Here is a 16,670-nt window from a genome sequence, read left to right on the forward strand (position 1 = left end):
CATGGCAATGTCCGAATCCTGAGCAGTACGGCGGTGACTAGTCTCGACTGGTGCCCACCGAGTCCGACCCTTTGCGCCGCGCCGGAGCACTCGTCGACGACGACGGGCGGATCGGCGAGGACACCCACACCGGCACCGCCACAGACGGCTCCCGCGCGCGACGCCTGAACGGCCGGTGAACGCACCCCCCGGCCCCGACCGACCGGACCCGCCCGCGGCGCCGTACCACCCCGCGGGGCCGCACCGGCCGGTGCCCAACACCGTACGGCTCGCGCCGCACCAGGCGGCCACGCTCGTCTGGCCGGCAGTCGACCGCGTCTTCCGGGCGGGGATGGCCGCCACCAGCCAGGGCGGGGCGGAGCTGTGCCAACGCTACGGCGGTCCGTCGGCGATCGGCTTCCTGGTCGACTTCCGGACCCGGCTCGCGGCGCCCGGCGGCACGGTCAGCGCCGCGCAGCTTGCCGCGCTGACCCGGTATGTCGACCCCACCGAGTGTCAGCGGATCCTGGACAAACAGGTCGCACACGGCATGATCCACCGCCACGACGACGGCGGGATCTCCGCGACCGTCCGGGGGCGGAGCTTTCTGGTCGAGCTGTACGACCTGCACGCCCGGGTCACCGCGGAGCTGTGGGCCGGGCACGACGAGCGGGTCCGACGGCTGGTCGGCACCCTCGGCCGGCTCCTCGACGCCGCCCTGACCGACCCGACCTGCGGCGACGGCGCGTTCCGGGCCATGGCACCGCCGTACGAGCCGGACGGCACGCCTCCCGGGGTGCTGCTGCTCAACCGCCTCGGCGCGCTCCGCTGTCACCGGGCCGACGCCCACGCCGCGGCCTGGCAGGCGGCCGGGCACACCGCGCGCAGCATCGTCGCGCTGCCCCCGGGGCCGGAGCGGCTCGCGATCGAACTGGAGACCGACCGCCGGGCCGCCGGCCCGTACGCCGCGCTCAGCCCGCCGGAGCGGCTCCGGCTCCTCGCGGACCTGGCCGCGCTCCCCGGCTGAGCCGACACCGGAACCGTCGGCTCCGGTACGGCCGTCCGAGGGACGGCAGCCCACGGGGTGGCCGGCCGCCGGCCTCGTCGTCTCCACCACTCACCCGTCCGGGACGGCAGCCCGCGAGGTGGCCGGCCGCCGTCGACCCCCGGTGGACATCAGGTGGGCTGCTGTTCGCCGGGAATTCGCACTTTCGTCACACGGCGCTATCCTCCCTGCGGTGGCGGCTGTCGTGAGGAGGCTCGACGGATGATCGGTTTGGTGCTCGCCGCGGGCGCCGGACGGCGGCTGCGCCCGTACACGGACAGCCTGCCCAAGGCACTCGTGCCGGTCGACGGCGAGACGACGATCCTCGACATCGCCCTGCGCAACCTCGCCGAGGTCGGGCTCACCGACGTCACCGTCGTGGTCGGCTACGCCGCCGAGGCGGTCGAGGCCCGGCGCGCCGCGCTGGAGGACCGGTACGGGGTGACGCTGACCCTGGTCCGGAACGACCGGGCCGAGGAGTGGAACAACGCGTACTCGCTCTGGCTCGCCCGCGACCACTTCGCCCAGGGGGCGCTGCTGGTCAACGGCGACACCGTGCACCCGGTCAGCGTGGAGAAGACCCTGCTCGCCCAGCGCGGTCCCGGCGTCCTGCTCGCCGTCGACACCCTGAAGAAGCTGGCCGACGAGGAGATGAAGACCGTCTTCGACGACCGTGGCCAGCTCGTCCGGATCACCAAGCAGATGGACCCCGCCGAGGCGTACGGGGAGTACATCGGCGCGACCCTGATCGAGCCGCGCGTCGCCGCCGACCTGGCCGACGCTCTGGAGGCGACCTGGCGACGCGACCCGGGCCTCTACTACGAGGACGGCTACCAGGAGTTCGCCGACCGGGGCGGCGAGGTGCGGGCGGCTCCGATCGGCGACGTCTCCTGGGTCGAGGTCGACAACCACGACGATCTCGCGCGCGCCCGGGAGATCGCATGCCGCTACTAGCCCGTACCGTCAACACCCCGCTCGCCATCGACGTACGCCGGGGGGCGATCGCCGACCTCGGCCCGCTGCTGGCCGACCGCCGCATCTCGGCCGGCGGCGAGGTGGCCGTGGTGGTCGGCCCCGGCCAGGGTGAGCGGATCGCCGAGCTGATCCGGCCCGGCCTCGGCAACGCCGACGTCTTCACGGTCGCCGGCGGCACGATCGAGGCGGCCCAGCGGCTCGGTGAGAGCCTGCGCCGCCGCTCCTACGACGCGGTGGTCGGGATCGGCGGCGGCAAGACGATCGACACCACCAAGTACGCCGCGTCCCGGTACGGCATCCCGATGGTCAGCGTGGCGACCAGCCTGGCGCACGACGGCATCGCCTCCCCCACCGCCTCCCTCGACCACGAGGGCGGCCGGGGCTCGTACGGCGTCCACATCCCCATCGCCGTCGTGGTCGACCTCGACTTCGTCGAGAACGGCCCGGACCGGCAGACCCAGGCCGGGATCGGCGACGCCCTCAGCAACCTCAGCGCGATCGCCGACTGGGAACTGGCCCACCGGGTCCGCGCCGAGCCGATCGACGGGCTCGCGGTGACCCTCGCCCGCTCCGGGGCGGAGGCGCTGGTCAATCACCCCGGCAAGATCACCGACGACAGCTTCCTCACCACGCTCGCCGAGGCGCTGATCCTCGGCGGTCTCGCCAGTTCGATCTGCGGCTCGACCCGCCCGGTCAGCGGCGGCTGCCACGAGATCTCCCACGCCATCGACCAGCTCTATCCGGGCACCGCCTCCCACGGTGAGCAGGTCGGGCTCGGCGCGCTCTTCTGCACGTACCTCCGGGGCGACCTAGACCGATTCGCACAGCTGGCCACCTGCCTGCACCGGCACGGCCTCCCCACCGTCCCGGCCGAGCTGGGGCTCGACGACGACAAGTTCGTCGCCGCGGTGCACCACGCGCCCCGCACCCGGCCGGACCGGTACACGATCCTCGAACACCTCGACCTCACCCAGGACGCTATCGGTGAACGGCTGGCAAACTACGTCGATGCAATCCGTGAACACCTCGGCTGAGGCGTCCGTGTCGCCCCCGCCCACCGTCGCGGACTTCTACCGGGTCAACCGGGGCGGTGGCCTCTTCAGCGAGGCGTTCAGCCAGCGGCTCGGCGCCGTCCTGGCCCTGATCGCGCAGCGGACCGGGCTGCCACCGACCGCGTTGACCATCGCGAACCTGCTGCTCGGGCTGACGGTCTCGGTCACCGTGGTGGCGCTGGCCGACCGGGTCGCGGCCGGCTCCGTACCGGCCTGGGTGGTCGGGCTGGTCGCGCTGGTCGGTTGGCAGGTGGCGTACGGGCTGGACTGCGCGGACGGTCAGCTCGCCCGGGTGACCGGCCAGGGCAGCCCGGCCGGGGCGCGGGTCGACGTCCTCTGCGACGTGGCGGCCCAGATCGCCCTGGTCACCGCCCTCTCGGCGACCTCGTTGGCCCAGCGCCCGTCGACGCCGATCTGGCTGATCGCCGCCTTCGCCGGCACCTGGATGGTCAACCTGGTGACCTCGGTGATGCAGGCCGGGCCGAACGCGGCCAGCATGATTACCTCGACGTCACTGCCCGTACGCCTGGTCAAGCTGATCCGGGACTACGGTGCGGTGATCTTCGTGGCCGGGCTGGTGCTGACCCTCGCCCCGGCCTGGACCACCTGGCTGATCGCCGCCTTCACCCTCGTCAACGGCGGCTTCCTGCTCGCCAGCATCGGCTTCTCCGCCCGCGCCTCGCTCCGCTGACGTGGGGTTAGGAAGGGCCCCCTCTTAGCGTTTTCTGTTGTGAAGGGGGCCCTTCCTAACCACAGCGGCGTAGATGTCGAGAAGCCGGCCGGTGACCACGTCGGGGTGGAACGTCCGCTCGTAGCGCACCCGGGCGTGCGGGGCGACGGCGGCGGCGGTGGCGCGGGCGGTCGGCAGCATCGCCGCGAGCGCGGCCGGGTCCGGGGGGACGAGCCAGCCGGCGGACCCGGTCGAGGCGGTGGGGTCGTCGGCACCGATCAGGTACGGAATCCCACCGAGGGCGGTACCGAGCACCGGGCGGCCGGCCGCGAGCGCCTCGATCACCACCGTCGGCAGGACGTCGTGCCAGGTCGGCACGGTGAGGACCACGGCGGCGGCCCGGAGCGCGGCGGCGACCCCCGCCCGGTCGAGCGGGCCGAGGAACTCGACGTCGCTCCGCTCGGCGGCGGCGGCCTCGGCCAGCGGGCGCAGCTCGCCGTCGCCGGCGATCCGCAGCGGACCGAGCGCACCCTCGGGGTGCCGACGCCAGGCATCCAACAGCAGCCCAAGCCCCTTCTCCGGGGAGAGCCGGCCGAAGAAGAGGAAGCCCTCGCCGAGCGGCGCCGGGACACCCGGGTCCGGGATCGCGTTCGGCTTGACCACGATCCGGTCCTCCGGGATGCCGTAGTCCCGGAGGTGCTGGGCGATCCCCGAGGTCAACGCGATGTAGCGGTCCAGCGAACGCCAGGTCGGCCGGTGTACGGCGAGGGTCGTCGCCATCAGTGCGCTCTGCGCCCGGGACCCGCGGTAGCAGCGGTGCACGATCGCCGGCACCCCGAGCGCCCGACCCCGGCAGTCCTGGCAGATCCGCCCGTCGCGGAAGTAGAGGCCGGAGGAGCAGACCTGGCGGTAGTTGTGCACGGTCTGCACCACCGGCACCCCGTGCCGGTGCGCGGTCCGGATCACCCAGGGCGAGAGCAGCGGGTACGGGTTGTGCAGGTGCACCACGTCCGGCCGGTGCTCGGTGATCAACCGGCTCAGCTCCCGCTGCGCCGCGGGGGCGTAGATCGGCGAGAGGGGCAGCAGCGCCTTCTCGGCGGCGGAGAACCGGGCGATCTCGTCGGACGAGCGCAGGAAGGGCACCACGTCCACGCCGGCCGCCCGGAGCTGGGCGATCTCCTGGTCGACGATCGTGTTCTCTCCGGACGGCTGCGCCTCCCGGTAGCGGTTGTGCGCGACGATCACCCGCACGCGGTCGTCCCTCCTCGCGGCCTGGGCCGCAGCTCGACGCGGACGCGTACCGGTGGCGTCCGCGGGATTGAACGCTACCGTTTATCCCGTGCCTGAGTTGCCGGAGGTGGAGGCTCTCGCGGGCTACCTGCGCGAGCGGGCGGTCGGGCGTCGGGTGGGCCGGATCGAGGTCGCCGCGATCAGTGCCCTGAAGACGTACGACCCGGCGCCGTCGGCCGCGGCGGGCCGGACCGTCGCCGACGCCGGCCGGCACGGCAAGTTCCTCGACGTACGCCTCGACGACGCGGCCGGGAACCCGCTGCACCTGGTGGTGCACCTGGCCCGGGCCGGGTGGCTGCACTACCGGGAGTCGTTACCCTCCACGGCACCGCTGCGGCCGGGGAAGGGGCCGATCGCGTTACGGGTACGCCTCGACGACGGGTCCGGTTTCGACCTGACCGAGGCCGGTACGCAGAAGAAGCTCGCCGTGTACCTGGTGACCGATCCGGCGTCGGTGCCGGGGGTGGGCCGGCTCGGGCCGGACGCGCTCGCCGCCGACCTGGCGACGTTCCGGGAGCGGCTGCGCAGCCGTCGCGGGCAGGTCAAGGGGGTGCTGACCGACCAGGAGGTGCTGGCCGGGATCGGCAACGCGTACTCGGACGAGATTCTGCACGCGGCGAAGCTGTCGCCGTTCGCGCTGACCGACCGGCTCTCCGACGACCAGGTGGCGGCGCTGCACGCCGCGACCCGACAGGTCCTCGGCGACGCGGTCGCGCGGTCGATGGGGCAGCGGGCGGCGGAGCTGAAGGGCGAGAAGCGGGCCGGGCTGCGGGTGCACGCCCAGACCGGGCTGCCCTGCCCGGTTTGCGGCGACACGATCCGCGAGGTCTCGTTCACGGACTCCAGCCTCCAGTACTGTCCGACCTGCCAGACCGGGGGCAAACCGCTCGCCGACCGCCGGCTCTCCCGGCTCGTCCGCTGACCGCCGGGCGCGCGCCTCCGGGTGTCGGACGCGCCGCACCGCGGTGACACATCGCCTGGTCGTTGCACCATTCTCCTTGTACGGTGAGTAGTCCCGACCTGTTGGCGAAGGCAAACCGCCCAGGGGGCGACGAACCGGCCGGCTCCGGGCTCTGCCGTCACCCCTGTCCATCGGTATAGTGGCCCGGTCTGCGACTCCGCTTCCGGGGCGGTTGGCACTCGTTGCCAGCGAAGCGGGCGACGTACTGTCCCTCGGGTCGGCGTCCCCGTGGGGCCTGCATGGGAGAGACTGTGACGGTGGGCGACCCGAGCCCTTACGGCGAATGGGCGGCACGTGTCATGCGGGAGGACGTGGCAGAGGTGACGACGAGCCTCGAACGCCCGGTACGCGACACGGGCCAACCAGGTACGCTGCGGCACGTCGACAGCTTCGAGATCCAGCCGCCGAGCTCCCCGACGAAGACCAACGGTGTTCCGCGTTCCGCCTGGGCGCGGGCCGGTCGCCGCGTGTCCCGCTGGCACCGCCCGTACGTCGCGGTGCTGCTGCTGCTCGACTTCGGCGCGGCGGCGCTGGGCAGCCGGATCGCCATCCAGTTGTTCGACCAGGCGGCGTCCGGTTTCCGCGACGCGGACAAGGACCCCACCTGGTTCCATACCGTCTCCTACCTGCTGCTGCCGCTCGGCTGGCTCATCATCCTCTGGGCCAACGGCGCCTACGACCGGCGTTACCTCGGGTTCGGCACCGACGAGTTCAAACGAGTGACCCGGGCGTCGGTGGCGGTCGCGGCGAGCGTCTCGTTCCTCGCCTTCGCCACCAAGACCGACCTGTCCCGGTACACGGTCGGCACGGCCCTGCTCGGCACGCTGCTGCTGATCATGTTCGCCCGCTATCTGGCCCGGATCGTCCTGCACGCCGTGCGCCGGCACGGCGGCCAGGCCACCCAGCGGGTGGTGCTGGTCGGCACGCTCCCCGAGGCGCTGGAGGTCTACCGGGCGGTCAGCCGCAGCCCGGCGGCCGGGCTCGTCCCGGTGGCGATCCACCTCACCGACGGGTACGCCGCCGCCCGGGGGATCCAGACCCCGATCCCGGTCTACGCCGGCCGGGACCTCCTGTCGCTGGTCCACGAGGTCGGCGCCGACACGATCGCGGTCTGCGGCTCGGCCAGCGCCGAGCGTGGCGAGCTGCGCCGGCTCGCCTGGCAGCTGGAGGGCTCCGGGGTCGACCTGATCGTGGCGCCGCAGCTCACCGACATCGCCGGCCCCCGGGTGCACATCCGGCCGATCGAGGGCCTGCCCCTGCTGCACGTCGAGGAGCCGACGCTCTCCGGTCCGGCGTTGCTGGTGAAGAACCTGCTCGACCGGCTCGCCGCCGCGATCGGGCTGGTCCTGCTGTTCCCGCTCTTCATCGCGATCGCGATCACCATCCGGATCTCGGACCCCGGGCCGGTCTTCTTCCGGCAGTCCCGGGTCGGCCACGAGGGACGGACCTTCAAGGTCTGGAAGTTCCGGACCATGTACGTCGACGCGGAGCAGCGGCTGGCCAGCCTGGTCGACCAGAACGAGACCGACGGCCTGCTGTTCAAGATCAAGCAGGATCCTCGGGTCTTCCCCGCCGGGCGGTTCCTCCGGGCCAGCTCACTGGACGAGCTGCCCCAGCTGATCAACGTGCTCCGGGGCGAGATGTCCCTGGTCGGTCCCCGGCCGCTCCCCGCCGACGACGGCGACTTCCTCGGCGACGTACGCCGCCGGCTGCTGGTCCGCCCCGGCATCACCGGGCTCTGGCAGGTCTCCGGTCGCTCGGATCTCTCCTGGGACGAGGCGGTCCGGCTCGACCTCTACTACGTCGACAACTGGTCGCTGGCGTACGACCTGAGCATCCTCTGGCGCACCATCGGCGTGGTGCTGGCCCGCAAGGGCGCGTACTAGCCGCGGCCGCCGGACCGGTGGGGCTTGGCGAACCCGGTCCGCAGGGGTCAGGATCACCAGCGTGGGGCCGAACCTGTCCACCGCCATCGCCGTGGTTGCGATGATCAGCGCGTTGGCCGCCGCGCTCTTCGCGGTCGTCCGCCTGCGGGACCGTCGGGGCATCGCCACCGCCACCCAGCGCGCCACCTACGAGGTCCTGCACACCGCCGGGCTCGCCGCCGAGCCGCTGCGAACCGGCCTGAGCTCGACGAGTGCGGCCAAGGCGGTACGTCACCTGCGGGCCCTGGTCGGCTCCGCCGGGCTGGCGCTGGCCGACCGGGACCAGATCCTCGCCCTGGACGGCCGGGGCAGCCACCACGGCGACCAGCTGCGGACCGCCGCCGCCCAGGTGATCGAGAGCCGCCGCTCGACGGTACTGGGCGAGTCCGACCTCCGCTGTGACCGGGTGGACTGCCCGGTACGGGGCGCGGTGGTCGCGCCGCTGACCGGGCCGGACGGCCGGGCGGCCGGGGCGCTGATCGCGGTCGCCGACGACCAGCCGGCGCCGGGACTGGTGCAGGCCGCCCTGGAGACCGCGCACTGGGCCGGCACCCAACTCGCCCTGGCCGAGCTGGACTCGTCCCGGGAGCGGCTGGCCCGGGCCGAGGTACGCGCGCTGCGTGCCCAGATCAGCCCGCATTTCATCTACAACGCGCTGACCGCGATCGGCTCGTTCGTCCGGACCGATCCGGAACGGGCCCGCGAGCTGCTGCTGGAGTTCGCCGAGTTCACCCGCTACTCGTTCCGGGCACACGGCGAGTTCACCACCCTCGCCGAGGAGTTGCGCTCCATCGACCGGTACCTCACCATCGAGCGGGCCCGGTTCGGCGACCGACTCCAGGTACGGCTCCAGATCGCCCCGGAGGTGCTCCCGGTCAGCGTGCCGTTCCTCTGCCTGCAACCGCTGGTCGAGAACGCCGTCCGGCACGGCCTGTCCCGCAAGCCGGGGGTGGGGATGCTCAGCATCGAGGCGCGGGACGCCGGCGCCGAGTGCCACATCATGGTCGAGGACGACGGGGTGGGGATGGATCCGGCCGTCCTCACCTCCGGGGTCGCCGAGTCCGCCGACGGGAGCGAGGACTCCGGCCAGCACGTTGGTCTGTCCAACGTGGACGAGCGGCTGCGGTCGGTCTTCGGCGACCAGTTCGGCCTGGTCGTGGAGACCGGGATCGGCTCCGGCACCAAGGTGAGCATGCGGGTACCGAAGTTCCACCGCCATGTCCGGGCGAGCGCGTGACCTCGCCCGGCGCCCAGTCGACCAGGGAAGAGGGGCCGGTCGGATGAGTGGGTTCCTACGGGTGCTGGCGGTCGACGACGAACCGCCGGCCCTCGACGAACTGGCGTACCACCTGCGGGCCGATCCCCGGGTCGCCCGGCTGCACACCGCATCCGACGCCACCGAGGCGTTGCGGCTGCTCCGGGACACCGACGTCGACGTGGTCTTCCTCGACATCCGGATGCCCGGCCTCGACGGCATGGAACTGGCCCGGGTGCTGCGCCGGTTCGCCCGGCCGCCGGCGATCGTCTTCGTCACCGCGTACGACGACGGGGCGGTGGACGCCTTCGACCTCGGCGCCACCGACTACGTCCGCAAACCCGTCCGGGCCGAGCGGCTCGCCGAGTCGCTCCGGCGGGTGGTCGGCGCCCGGGTGGTGCCGACCCACCCGGCGGCGCTGGCCCGGGCCGAGCCGGACCCGACGATCCCGGTCGAGCTGGCCGGAACCACCCGGATGCTGCCCCGCTCCGCGGTGCGCTGGGTCGAGGCGCAGGGCGACTACGCCCGGCTGCACACCGCCGACGGGTCCCACCTGGTCCGGGTGCCGCTCGCCACCCTCGCCGAACGGTGGGCCGACGCCGGGTTCGTGCGGATCCACCGGTCGTACCTGGTCCAGCTCCGGCTCATCGCCGAACTGCGGTTGACCAGTTCCGGATACGTCGTGGTGATCGACGGAACCGACCTGCCGGTCAGCCGCCGGCACACCCGGGAGCTGAAGGACAAGCTGGTCCGGGCCGCGAAGCAGGACTGGAACCGCTGATCACGGCCGGGTGACCGTACCCTCCAGCCGGGCCACCCGGGCGATGAGGTGCCGCCGCTCCGGCAGGCTGGTTGTCCGCCGGGCGGCCTCCCGGAAGTCGGCCAGCGCACCCTTCCGGTCGCCGGCCAGCTCCCGCAGGTGGGCCCGGGTGGCGAAGAGCCGGTGGTGCCTCGCCATCCGCCTGTCGGACTCCAGGGCGGCGAGCAGCTCCAGCCCGGCGGCCGGCCCGTACACCATGGCGAGCGCGACCGCCCGGTTGAGGGTCACCATCGGGTTCGGCGCAACCGCGGCCAGCAGGTCGTAGAGGCCGAGGATCTGCGGCCAGTCCGTCGCCTCCATCGTCTCGGCCTCGTCGTGCACGGCGGCGATGGCGGCCTGCAACTGGTACGGTCCGACCTCGCCCCGGGGCAGCACCTCGCTGATCAGCGCGATCCCCTCGGCGATCCGCTGCCGGTCCCACCGGCTCCGGTCCTGCTCGTCGAGCGGCACCAGGGCACCGTCGGGGCCGATCCGGGCCGGCCGGCGGGCGTCGGTGAGCAGCATCAGGGCGAGCAGGCCAGCGACCTCGGCGTCGTCCGGCAGCAGGCCGCGCAGCCAGCGGGTCAGCCGGATCGCCTCGGCGGAGAGGTGCGGCGCGGTCAGCTCCGGGCCGGAGCTGGCGGTGTAGCCCTCGTTGAAGATCAGATAGAGCACGTGCAGCACCGTGCGGAGCCGTTCCGCGCGTTCGGCGCCGGCGGGCATCGCGAATGGCAGGTTGCTGCCGGCGATGGTCTGCTTCGCCCGGCTGATCCGCTGCGCCATCGTCGCCTCCGGCACCAGGAACGCGGCGGCGATCTGCGCCGTCGTCAGGCCGCCCACCGCACGCAGGGTGAGGGCGATCTGGCTCGGCACCGAGAGCGCGGGATGGCAGCAGAGGAAGAGCAGACTCAGCGAGTCGTCCCGGTCCACGCCCGGTTCGGCGTCCGCCGGCCGGGCCAGCAGCTCCGACTGCGGCGTCGCGGCGAAGACCGTTTCCTCCCGGCGCCGCCGCGCGGCCTCGCTGCGGAACTCGTCGAGCAGCCGGTGTACGGCGACCGTCACCAGCCAGCCGCGCGGGTTGGCCGGTACTCCCTCCTTTGGCCACCGCTGGGCGGCGAGGATCAGCGCCTCCTGGGTGGCGTCCTCGCAGGCGTCGAACCGACCGTAGCGGCGTACCAGCGTGCCGAGGACCTGCGGCGCCAGCTCGCGCAGCAGGCCCTCGAGCACTGGTTCCAGCCCGGTCACAGACTGTTGACGGGCGACTCGTGCAGGATCGGCCAGACCTCGACCGGCTCGCGGTCCGCCCACGGTATGTCCGCGGCGATCTCGTACGCCCGCTCCTCGCTCTCGCAGTCGAGCAGATAGAAGCTGGCCAGGTACTCCTTCGTCTCCAGGTACGGCCCGTCGGTCACCGCCGGAGCGCCGGACTCGCGCCGGACCAGCCGGGCGGCGACGGCGTCGGCCAGCCCATACGCGCCCAGCAGCTCACCGGTCTCGCGGTACTTCTTGTTGAACGCCTCCTGCTTGGCGACCTCGTCCGCCCACGACTCCGGCGGGATGGAGTCCCACTTCTCCTGGTTGCCGTAGATCATCAGCAGGTACTTCATCTCGGATTCCCCTTCCTCGTGCGCCGCAGGTGGCGCGCCGTCACCCAGGGAACGGAGTCACGCCGGTCTCCTCGACATCATCCCCAACCGGCCGGCGGGCATTCTCGGCCCAGCGGAGGCGCCGGCGGAGGAGGGACTGTTCGGCCGGGTTCGCGGTCAGCGCCAGGGCCCGCCTGTCGGCCGCGTGTGCCTCGTCGGAACGACCCAGGTCGCGCAGGAGTTCGGCCCGGGTGGCGTGCAGCAGGTGGTAGCCGTCGAGCACGCCGGCGAGGGCATCAACCTCGCCGAGTGCGGCAGCCGGGCCGGCGACGTACCGGTTGGCGATCGCCCGGTGCAGCCGGGTGACCGGGGACGGCGCCAGGTGCAGCAGCATGTCGTAGAGGACGAGAATCTGCTCCCAGTCGGTCTCCTCCCATCGAGGAGCCTCGGCGTGGCAGGCCACAATCGCCGCCTGAAGCTGGTACGGGCCGGGGCGCCGCTGCGCGGCGGCCATCGCGATGAGCCGGCTCGCCTCCGTGATCGCCGGTCGGTCCCAGCGCGACCGGTCCTGGTCCCGCAGGTGGACGATGCCGCCGTGCTCGTCGAACCGGGCCGCGGCGCGGGCCCGGTGCAACCGGATCAACGCCAGCAGCCCGGCGACCTCCGGCTCGGTCGGCATGAGGCGGTGCAGCGTCGCGGCGAGGAACTCGGCGTCGTCGGCGAGGTCTCGGACAGGGGTCGGCTGCTCCGCGGTGCTGGGCAGGTACGCCTCGTTGAACAGCAGGTACACCACGGCCAGGACCTCGGCGAGGCGGTCGCCAAGCTCGTCCGGGTCGGGAATCCGGTACGGGATGCCCGCCCCGGCGATCTTCCGTTTCGCCCGGGTGATCCGCTGCCCCACGGTACTCTCCGCGACCAGGAACGCCCTCGCGATCTGGGCCGTCGTCAGCCCGCACACCACGCGCAGGGTGAGCGCGACCTGCGCGGCACGGGGCAGCGCGGGATGGCAGCAGGTGAAGATCAACCGGAGCTGGTCACCGGGGTCCGGCTGCGTGGGCCAGACCAGCAGGGCCAGTTTGTCCCGATACAGGGCGTCCCGGCGCAGCACATCCAGACCCCGGCGCCGGGCGACCGTGTAGAGCCAGGCGTCGGGGCGTTCCGGGATGCCGTCCACCGGCCAGTGCCGCAGCGCCGCCTCCACCGCATCCTGGACCAGGTCCTCGGCCGCACCAAAGTCCCCGATCAGCCGCACCAGCGACGCGGCGAGCCGGCCGGCGTGGTCACGGACCACCCGGGCCAGCTCGGCATGCGACGTGTCGGTCATCCGGCGATAGGTCTGATCTCGACGACCGGGCAGGCGGGCCAGGACCGGACAAGGGCCAGGGCGTCGTCGAGGTCCGCGACGTCGATCTCCGCATAGCCGCTGATCACTTCTTTGCCCTCGACGAACGGGCCGTCCGAGACGAGGGCCTCCCCGCCGACCAGACGTACGGTCGTCGCGGTGTCCGGCGGCAGCAGGTGGGCATGATGCGTGATCTTGTCACTGTGGTCGCTGAACCACCGCCGCACCTTCGCGTAGGCGCGTTCCCGTTCCGTATCGTCCATGGCGCGTAGCTCCGCAGCGAACTGCTCGGTCTCGACGAACATCAGCACGTACTTCATCGGCCAGCCCTCTCACTCGCCCGACAACGGGGCGTACAGGTCGATGCCGTTGCCGTCCGGGTCCGGGACGTCCGGGACGGTCGCGTACCGCATGCCCCAGAACCCGTCCCACGGCTCCCGCGACCCCCGGCGGCCGGCAGTAATCAACTGAGCGTAGGCGGCGTCCACCTCGGCTGGGCTTCCCAGCTCGAACGCCAGGAAGAGCCCGCTCCCCGCCGGCCGTGTCCAACCCGGACGGGCCGACGCGGCCAACCGTTCCGTGTCGGGCATGAGATGCAGCCCGTTCGGAAGGTCGCAGGAGGCGTGTTCGGGTATCCGCGCGTCAACCTGAAACTCCAGGCCGAGCATCCGGTCGAAGGTGATTGAGGCATCCAGGTCAGAGACGATCACGTCGATCGCGTTCAGCATCGGGTTCACCAGTCGGCTCCTAGTCAGGGCACCGCTCCGGGCGGCGGTGGCCGTCACCCCGTAGACGGTTGGCGGTGCGCGCGAGCCGACATCGTGCCCGGGCTGGAGTTTTCGCCGGCAACGACACCGAGACGCCGGCCTGGCGGGATTCGGGCAGGAAGACACAGACCACGCGTGGACCGCGAGCCCGATCAGGGTGACCGGCGGAAGCCGGTACGCCGGCCCGAACAGCTGACTCGTCGTGGCGACGAGCCACGTGGGACCGCGGCGTCAGGCGGAGCCGTCCGGCGGACACAAGCGAGGGCCAGGGCTTGCCCTGCCCTGGCCCTCTGTTGCGTGAGCAGGATTCGCACCTGCGTCCTTCGGTTCCGACGACCGATGCGCTACTACTGCGCCATCACGCGTCACTCGACACTCGTCGCATACGTTTCTGCGTCAGGTCATTCCTATCGGTTGCCGAGTTACCGCTACTCCACGGGGCCAGGGAAGAGGCCCCGCCCAGATTCGAACTGGGGGCTGCTAATCCATCGCCTGCCGCAGGTGGTGCGATCCGGTCGAGCTTGGCTGATCTTGGAGCAAGAGCCTGGGGTGTTGCCGACTGCCTCTACCCGTTGGGCTACCGGCACCTGGGTGCCGGGCGGGGCTCGAACCCGCACTGTGGCCGGTCAACGTCAGCCTGGTCTCAAGCCTCAGTCTCAGCTTGTGCTCACCCGGCCGAAGCCGGGAGTCTGTGTCGCGGCAACCCTACCCGAACACGAAGTCCAGGATTGCCCTACCCATCTTCCGGTCGACGACCTCGACCATGTTGGCCTGCTCTCGAGCGGTCTTCACGGCCTCGATCACGGCGGTGACCTGGGCCAACCACCGATCCCGCTGGGTCGGTGAGATCGCACCGGACAGCTTCGTCGTCGACCAGATGCCCTCCGGTACGTCCTTGGTCACCTTCTCGACGTGCGCGGGGTGCTTGTCGGTCGGCGGGACGACGACGATGAAGTCCTCGGACTTGCGGGTGCGCATCGTCTTGACCGTCGCCGAACGGAACACCCCGTTGTCCGGGTCCCAGGTCCAGTCGTCCGCGACGTCCGTGACCGGCAGCTTCGCGATGAGGCCGCGCAGGCTGGCCAGCTGCTTCTCCAGCCAGAGCAGGGTGGTCACCGGAACGTCTCGGGCCAGCACCGCGTCACCGACCTTGATGTCGGCCTTGGCGCCCGTGTTCGCGGTGTCCTTGGTGAGCGTCAGGTCGAAGAGGCGCTCCAGCGCCGCCCGAACATCCGTCACCATCTGCGGGACCTTCGCGGCGACCTTCTTGGACTCGGACGGCAGGACGTAACCGTCCTCCTCGAGCGGCTCGTACGTCCGCACCAGTCCCACGAACAGGTCCGGCTTCTGGGCATCGTGGTGCGCCTTTGACAGCGCCGCGTCGGCGGCCGCCTTGACGCCCTTCTCCAGCCCGATCACCTGGTTGAGCCTCGTCATCGGTTCCTCCCCCGTAGTCTGACCCGGCTGTCGCGGTGGGCCCGAGATCCAGCGGAGGCCAAGGTATTTCGCGTCCGCGCGGCGAAGCAACCCGATTCGCCCGACCGGCAGCTCAGCGGACGATCGGGTAGGAAGGACTCCGTGGCAGGCGCCGGAGAGGCCGGGCCCCGCGCGCACTGGGAAGCGTCGTTCAGCCCCGCCGGGCGACACGAGAGCCGGGCGGTGCTCCCACACGAAGAAGGCCCAGGGTCTGACCTGGGCCTCACGCTGGAGCGGGTGACGGGAATCGAACCCGCATTGTCAGCTTGGGAAGCTGATGTTCTGCCATTGAACTACACCCGCGGGCGGTCCTACTGTACCCGGTCGGCGTCGTTTGCGCACTCACCACCCCCCATGCCGAGCGTGGTTTCGGACAGCCTGTCCGTCACACGCAGATATGTCAAGACCACGCCGAACCGCGTCGTTTGCAACACCTGCCGCCCCGGGTAACGTCCGCCCCACGTGCACCAGTGGCCCACAGTCATCGTTTCGCCACTGTGCGAAGGAAAAGGGTTGGGGTAATGGCGTTGCACACACATCGACGGTCGGTACGCATGGCGGGGGTGACGGCCGCGGCTCTTGGCCTCCTGGTCGGCCCAGCGGCCGTACCGGCGCTGCCGGCAGCGGTCGCGGCCGGACCTCCGGCCGGCGGGGCTGCCATCGGCCGGGCTCCGAGCGGCGGCGGGTCGGACGCGGACTGCGCCGGGCCGACCGGGACCACCGCGGCGGCGCGGGCACGGCCCGGTGGCGCGTACGCGGCCGAGCCGAACGTGCTGACCGCGGCCGAGGCCGCCCGGCGGGAGCGCGAGGTGGACGCGGCGTACGCCGAACGGATCGGCGTCGCCCCGCCCAGCCTCGCCCGGCTGCTTCCCGCCCAGATCGACGTGGTCGTCCACGTCATCGCCAGGGACCGGACCCGGGCCGGCGGGAACATCCCACAGTCGATGATCGACGCGCAGCTGAAGGTGCTGAATGACTCCTTCGCCGGCCGGACCGGCGGCGCCTGGACGCCCTTCCGGTTTCAGCTCAGAAAGGTCAACCGGGTCGTCAACCCGGCGTGGTACCCGATCGTGGCGGAGAGCCCGGCGGAGTTCCAGATGAAGCGCGCGCTCCGGGTCGGCGGCAAGAACACCCTCAACATCTACACGGGCCTACTCGGCGACGACCTGCTGGGTTGGGCCAGCTTCCCCCAGCGCAAGCTGGACCCGTACGACGGGGTGGTGGTGCTCGCCGAATCGCTACCGGGCGGCACGGAGCGGTCGTACAACCAGGGTGACACGGCGGTCCACGAGGTCGGCCACTGGCTGAACCTCTTTCACACCTTCCAGAACGGTTGTGCCGGAGAGGGTGACCACGTCGACGACACCCCGGCCGAGGCGCAGCCGGGCTTCGGTTGCCCGGAGGGGCGGGACAGCTGCCCGACGCGCCGGGGCCGCGACCCGGTCCACAACTTCATGGACTACTCGGTCGACGACTGCATGCACGAGTTCACGGTCGAGCAGGCGTTCCGGATGCTGAAGGCGTGGCTGGCGTTCCGTCAGCCGTAGC

General features: G+C 71.9%; 16 protein-coding genes, 2 tRNA genes and 1 pseudogene. 10 read left to right on the plus strand and 9 right to left on the minus strand.

All coding sequences use genetic code 11. The features are described from left to right. The first annotated feature begins 50 nt into the window (after positions 1–50). The 5 genes from EF879_RS28460 (at position 51) to EF879_RS00820 (ending at position 3,742) form a co-directional block, all read left to right on the plus strand. Positions 51–179: a hypothetical protein gene (locus EF879_RS28460; RefSeq protein WP_255420886.1), complete on the plus strand. Its 129-nt coding sequence runs from the start codon at positions 51–53 to the stop codon at positions 177–179. 71 nt (positions 180–250) lie between these two features. Beyond that, on the plus strand, positions 251–1,006 hold the full coding sequence (locus tag EF879_RS00805) for a hypothetical protein (protein WP_123555176.1): 756 nt from the start codon (positions 251–253) through the stop codon (positions 1,004–1,006). A gap of 240 nt (positions 1,007–1,246) precedes the next feature. Then, a complete protein-coding gene (locus EF879_RS00810; RefSeq protein ID WP_123553683.1) occupies positions 1,247–1,978 on the plus strand; it encodes a sugar phosphate nucleotidyltransferase in 732 nt (243 codons plus the stop codon). Next, positions 1,966–3,033, plus strand: a complete 1,068-nt coding sequence (locus EF879_RS00815) for an iron-containing alcohol dehydrogenase family protein (RefSeq protein ID WP_123553685.1) — start codon at positions 1,966–1,968, stop codon at positions 3,031–3,033. The genes EF879_RS00810 and EF879_RS00815 overlap by 13 nt, the downstream gene beginning before the upstream one ends. Then, the gene (locus EF879_RS00820; protein ID WP_370375445.1) at positions 3,017–3,742 is read left to right on the plus strand and encodes a CDP-alcohol phosphatidyltransferase family protein; all 726 of its coding nucleotides are present in this window, start codon (positions 3,017–3,019) and stop codon (positions 3,740–3,742) included. Before EF879_RS00815 ends, EF879_RS00820 begins: the two co-directional genes overlap by 17 nt. A 24-nt stretch (positions 3,743–3,766) precedes the next feature. On the opposite strand, the pseudogene EF879_RS00825 reads toward EF879_RS00820, so the two are convergent. Beyond that, positions 3,767–5,008, minus strand: a pseudogene (locus EF879_RS00825) (glycosyltransferase); the annotation flags it as partial. Between the two features lie 52 nt (positions 5,009–5,060). On the opposite strand from EF879_RS00825, the gene EF879_RS00830 reads away from it, so the two are divergent. The 4 genes from EF879_RS00830 to EF879_RS00845 all read left to right on the plus strand — a co-directional run bounded on the left by EF879_RS00830 (position 5,061) and on the right by EF879_RS00845 (position 9,933). After that, positions 5,061–5,933, plus strand: a complete 873-nt coding sequence (locus EF879_RS00830; protein ID WP_123553691.1) for an Fpg/Nei family DNA glycosylase — start codon at positions 5,061–5,063, stop codon at positions 5,931–5,933. Positions 5,934–6,343: 410 nt separating this feature from the next. After that, positions 6,344–7,858, plus strand: a complete 1,515-nt coding sequence (locus tag EF879_RS00835; protein ID WP_233604224.1) for a sugar transferase — start codon at positions 6,344–6,346, stop codon at positions 7,856–7,858. Positions 7,859–7,919: 61 nt separating this feature from the next. Next, positions 7,920–9,134 (plus strand): sensor histidine kinase, encoded by a 1,215-nt coding sequence (locus EF879_RS00840; protein ID WP_123553694.1) that lies wholly within the window; start codon positions 7,920–7,922, stop codon positions 9,132–9,134. Between the two features lie 43 nt (positions 9,135–9,177). After that, a complete protein-coding gene (locus tag EF879_RS00845; RefSeq protein WP_123553696.1) occupies positions 9,178–9,933 on the plus strand; it encodes a LytTR family DNA-binding domain-containing protein in 756 nt (251 codons plus the stop codon). Here EF879_RS00845 and EF879_RS00850 read toward each other — a convergent pair whose 3' ends face one another. From EF879_RS00850 to EF879_RS00885, 8 genes are all read right to left on the minus strand, one after another. Then, positions 9,934–11,187 carry a DUF6596 domain-containing protein gene (locus EF879_RS00850; RefSeq protein WP_199736134.1) on the minus strand — a complete coding sequence of 418 codons (1,254 nt, stop codon included), beginning with the start codon at positions 11,185–11,187 and terminating at the stop codon, positions 9,934–9,936. A gap of 5 nt (positions 11,188–11,192) precedes the next feature. Beyond that, positions 11,193–11,558 carry a YciI family protein gene (locus EF879_RS00855; protein ID WP_123553700.1) on the minus strand — a complete coding sequence of 122 codons (366 nt, stop codon included), beginning with the start codon at positions 11,556–11,558 and terminating at the stop codon, positions 11,193–11,195. A gap of 40 nt (positions 11,559–11,598) precedes the next feature. Further along, positions 11,599–12,861 carry an RNA polymerase sigma factor gene (locus EF879_RS00860; protein WP_123553703.1) on the minus strand — a complete coding sequence of 421 codons (1,263 nt, stop codon included), beginning with the start codon at positions 12,859–12,861 and terminating at the stop codon, positions 11,599–11,601. Next, complete coding sequence (locus EF879_RS00865) at positions 12,858–13,199, minus strand: YciI family protein (protein ID WP_123553705.1); 342 nt, start codon at positions 13,197–13,199, stop codon at positions 12,858–12,860. The genes EF879_RS00860 and EF879_RS00865 overlap by 4 nt, the downstream gene beginning before the upstream one ends. Before the next feature lie 12 nt (positions 13,200–13,211). Next, the gene (locus EF879_RS00870) at positions 13,212–13,607 is read right to left on the minus strand and encodes a VOC family protein (RefSeq protein WP_233604225.1); all 396 of its coding nucleotides are present in this window, start codon (positions 13,605–13,607) and stop codon (positions 13,212–13,214) included. Positions 13,608–13,939: 332 nt separating this feature from the next. Further along, positions 13,940–14,011 (minus strand) — tRNA-Arg (locus tag EF879_RS00875). 340 nt (positions 14,012–14,351) lie between these two features. Next, positions 14,352–15,083 carry a hypothetical protein gene (locus EF879_RS00880; RefSeq protein WP_148086329.1) on the minus strand — a complete coding sequence of 244 codons (732 nt, stop codon included), beginning with the start codon at positions 15,081–15,083 and terminating at the stop codon, positions 14,352–14,354. Between the two features lie 268 nt (positions 15,084–15,351). Continuing rightward, positions 15,352–15,425, minus strand: a tRNA-Gly gene (locus tag EF879_RS00885). Positions 15,426–15,643: 218 nt separating this feature from the next. On the opposite strand from EF879_RS00885, the gene EF879_RS00890 reads away from it, so the two are divergent. Then, positions 15,644–16,669, plus strand: coding sequence for a zinc metalloprotease (locus EF879_RS00890; protein ID WP_123553710.1), 1,026 nt, complete (start codon positions 15,644–15,646; stop codon positions 16,667–16,669). The last annotated feature ends 1 nt before the right edge of the window (position 16,670 follow it).

This window comes from Micromonospora sp. HM5-17, assembly GCF_003762835.1.
Lineage (GTDB): Bacteria > Actinomycetota > Actinomycetes > Mycobacteriales > Micromonosporaceae > Plantactinospora.

Coding starts and splice junctions, on each gene's coding strand:
- EF879_RS00810 (WP_123553683.1), top strand. CDS start 1,247: ATGATCGGTTTGGTGCTCGCCGCGGGCGCCGGACGGCGGCTGCGCCCG.
- EF879_RS00815 (WP_123553685.1), top strand. CDS start 1,966: ATGCCGCTACTAGCCCGTACCGTCAACACCCCGCTCGCCATCGACGTA.
- EF879_RS00845 (WP_123553696.1), top strand. CDS start 9,178: ATGAGTGGGTTCCTACGGGTGCTGGCGGTCGACGACGAACCGCCGGCC.
- EF879_RS00855 (WP_123553700.1), bottom strand. CDS start 11,558: ATGAAGTACCTGCTGATGATCTACGGCAACCAGGAGAAGTGGGACTCC.
- EF879_RS00860 (WP_123553703.1), bottom strand. CDS start 12,861: ATGACCGACACGTCGCATGCCGAGCTGGCCCGGGTGGTCCGTGACCAC.
- EF879_RS00865 (WP_123553705.1), bottom strand. CDS start 13,199: ATGAAGTACGTGCTGATGTTCGTCGAGACCGAGCAGTTCGCTGCGGAG.
- EF879_RS00870 (WP_233604225.1), bottom strand. CDS start 13,607: ATGCTGAACGCGATCGACGTGATCGTCTCTGACCTGGATGCCTCAATC.
- EF879_RS00880 (WP_148086329.1), bottom strand. CDS start 15,083: ATGACGAGGCTCAACCAGGTGATCGGGCTGGAGAAGGGCGTCAAGGCG.
- EF879_RS00890 (WP_123553710.1), top strand. CDS start 15,644: ATGGCGTTGCACACACATCGACGGTCGGTACGCATGGCGGGGGTGACG.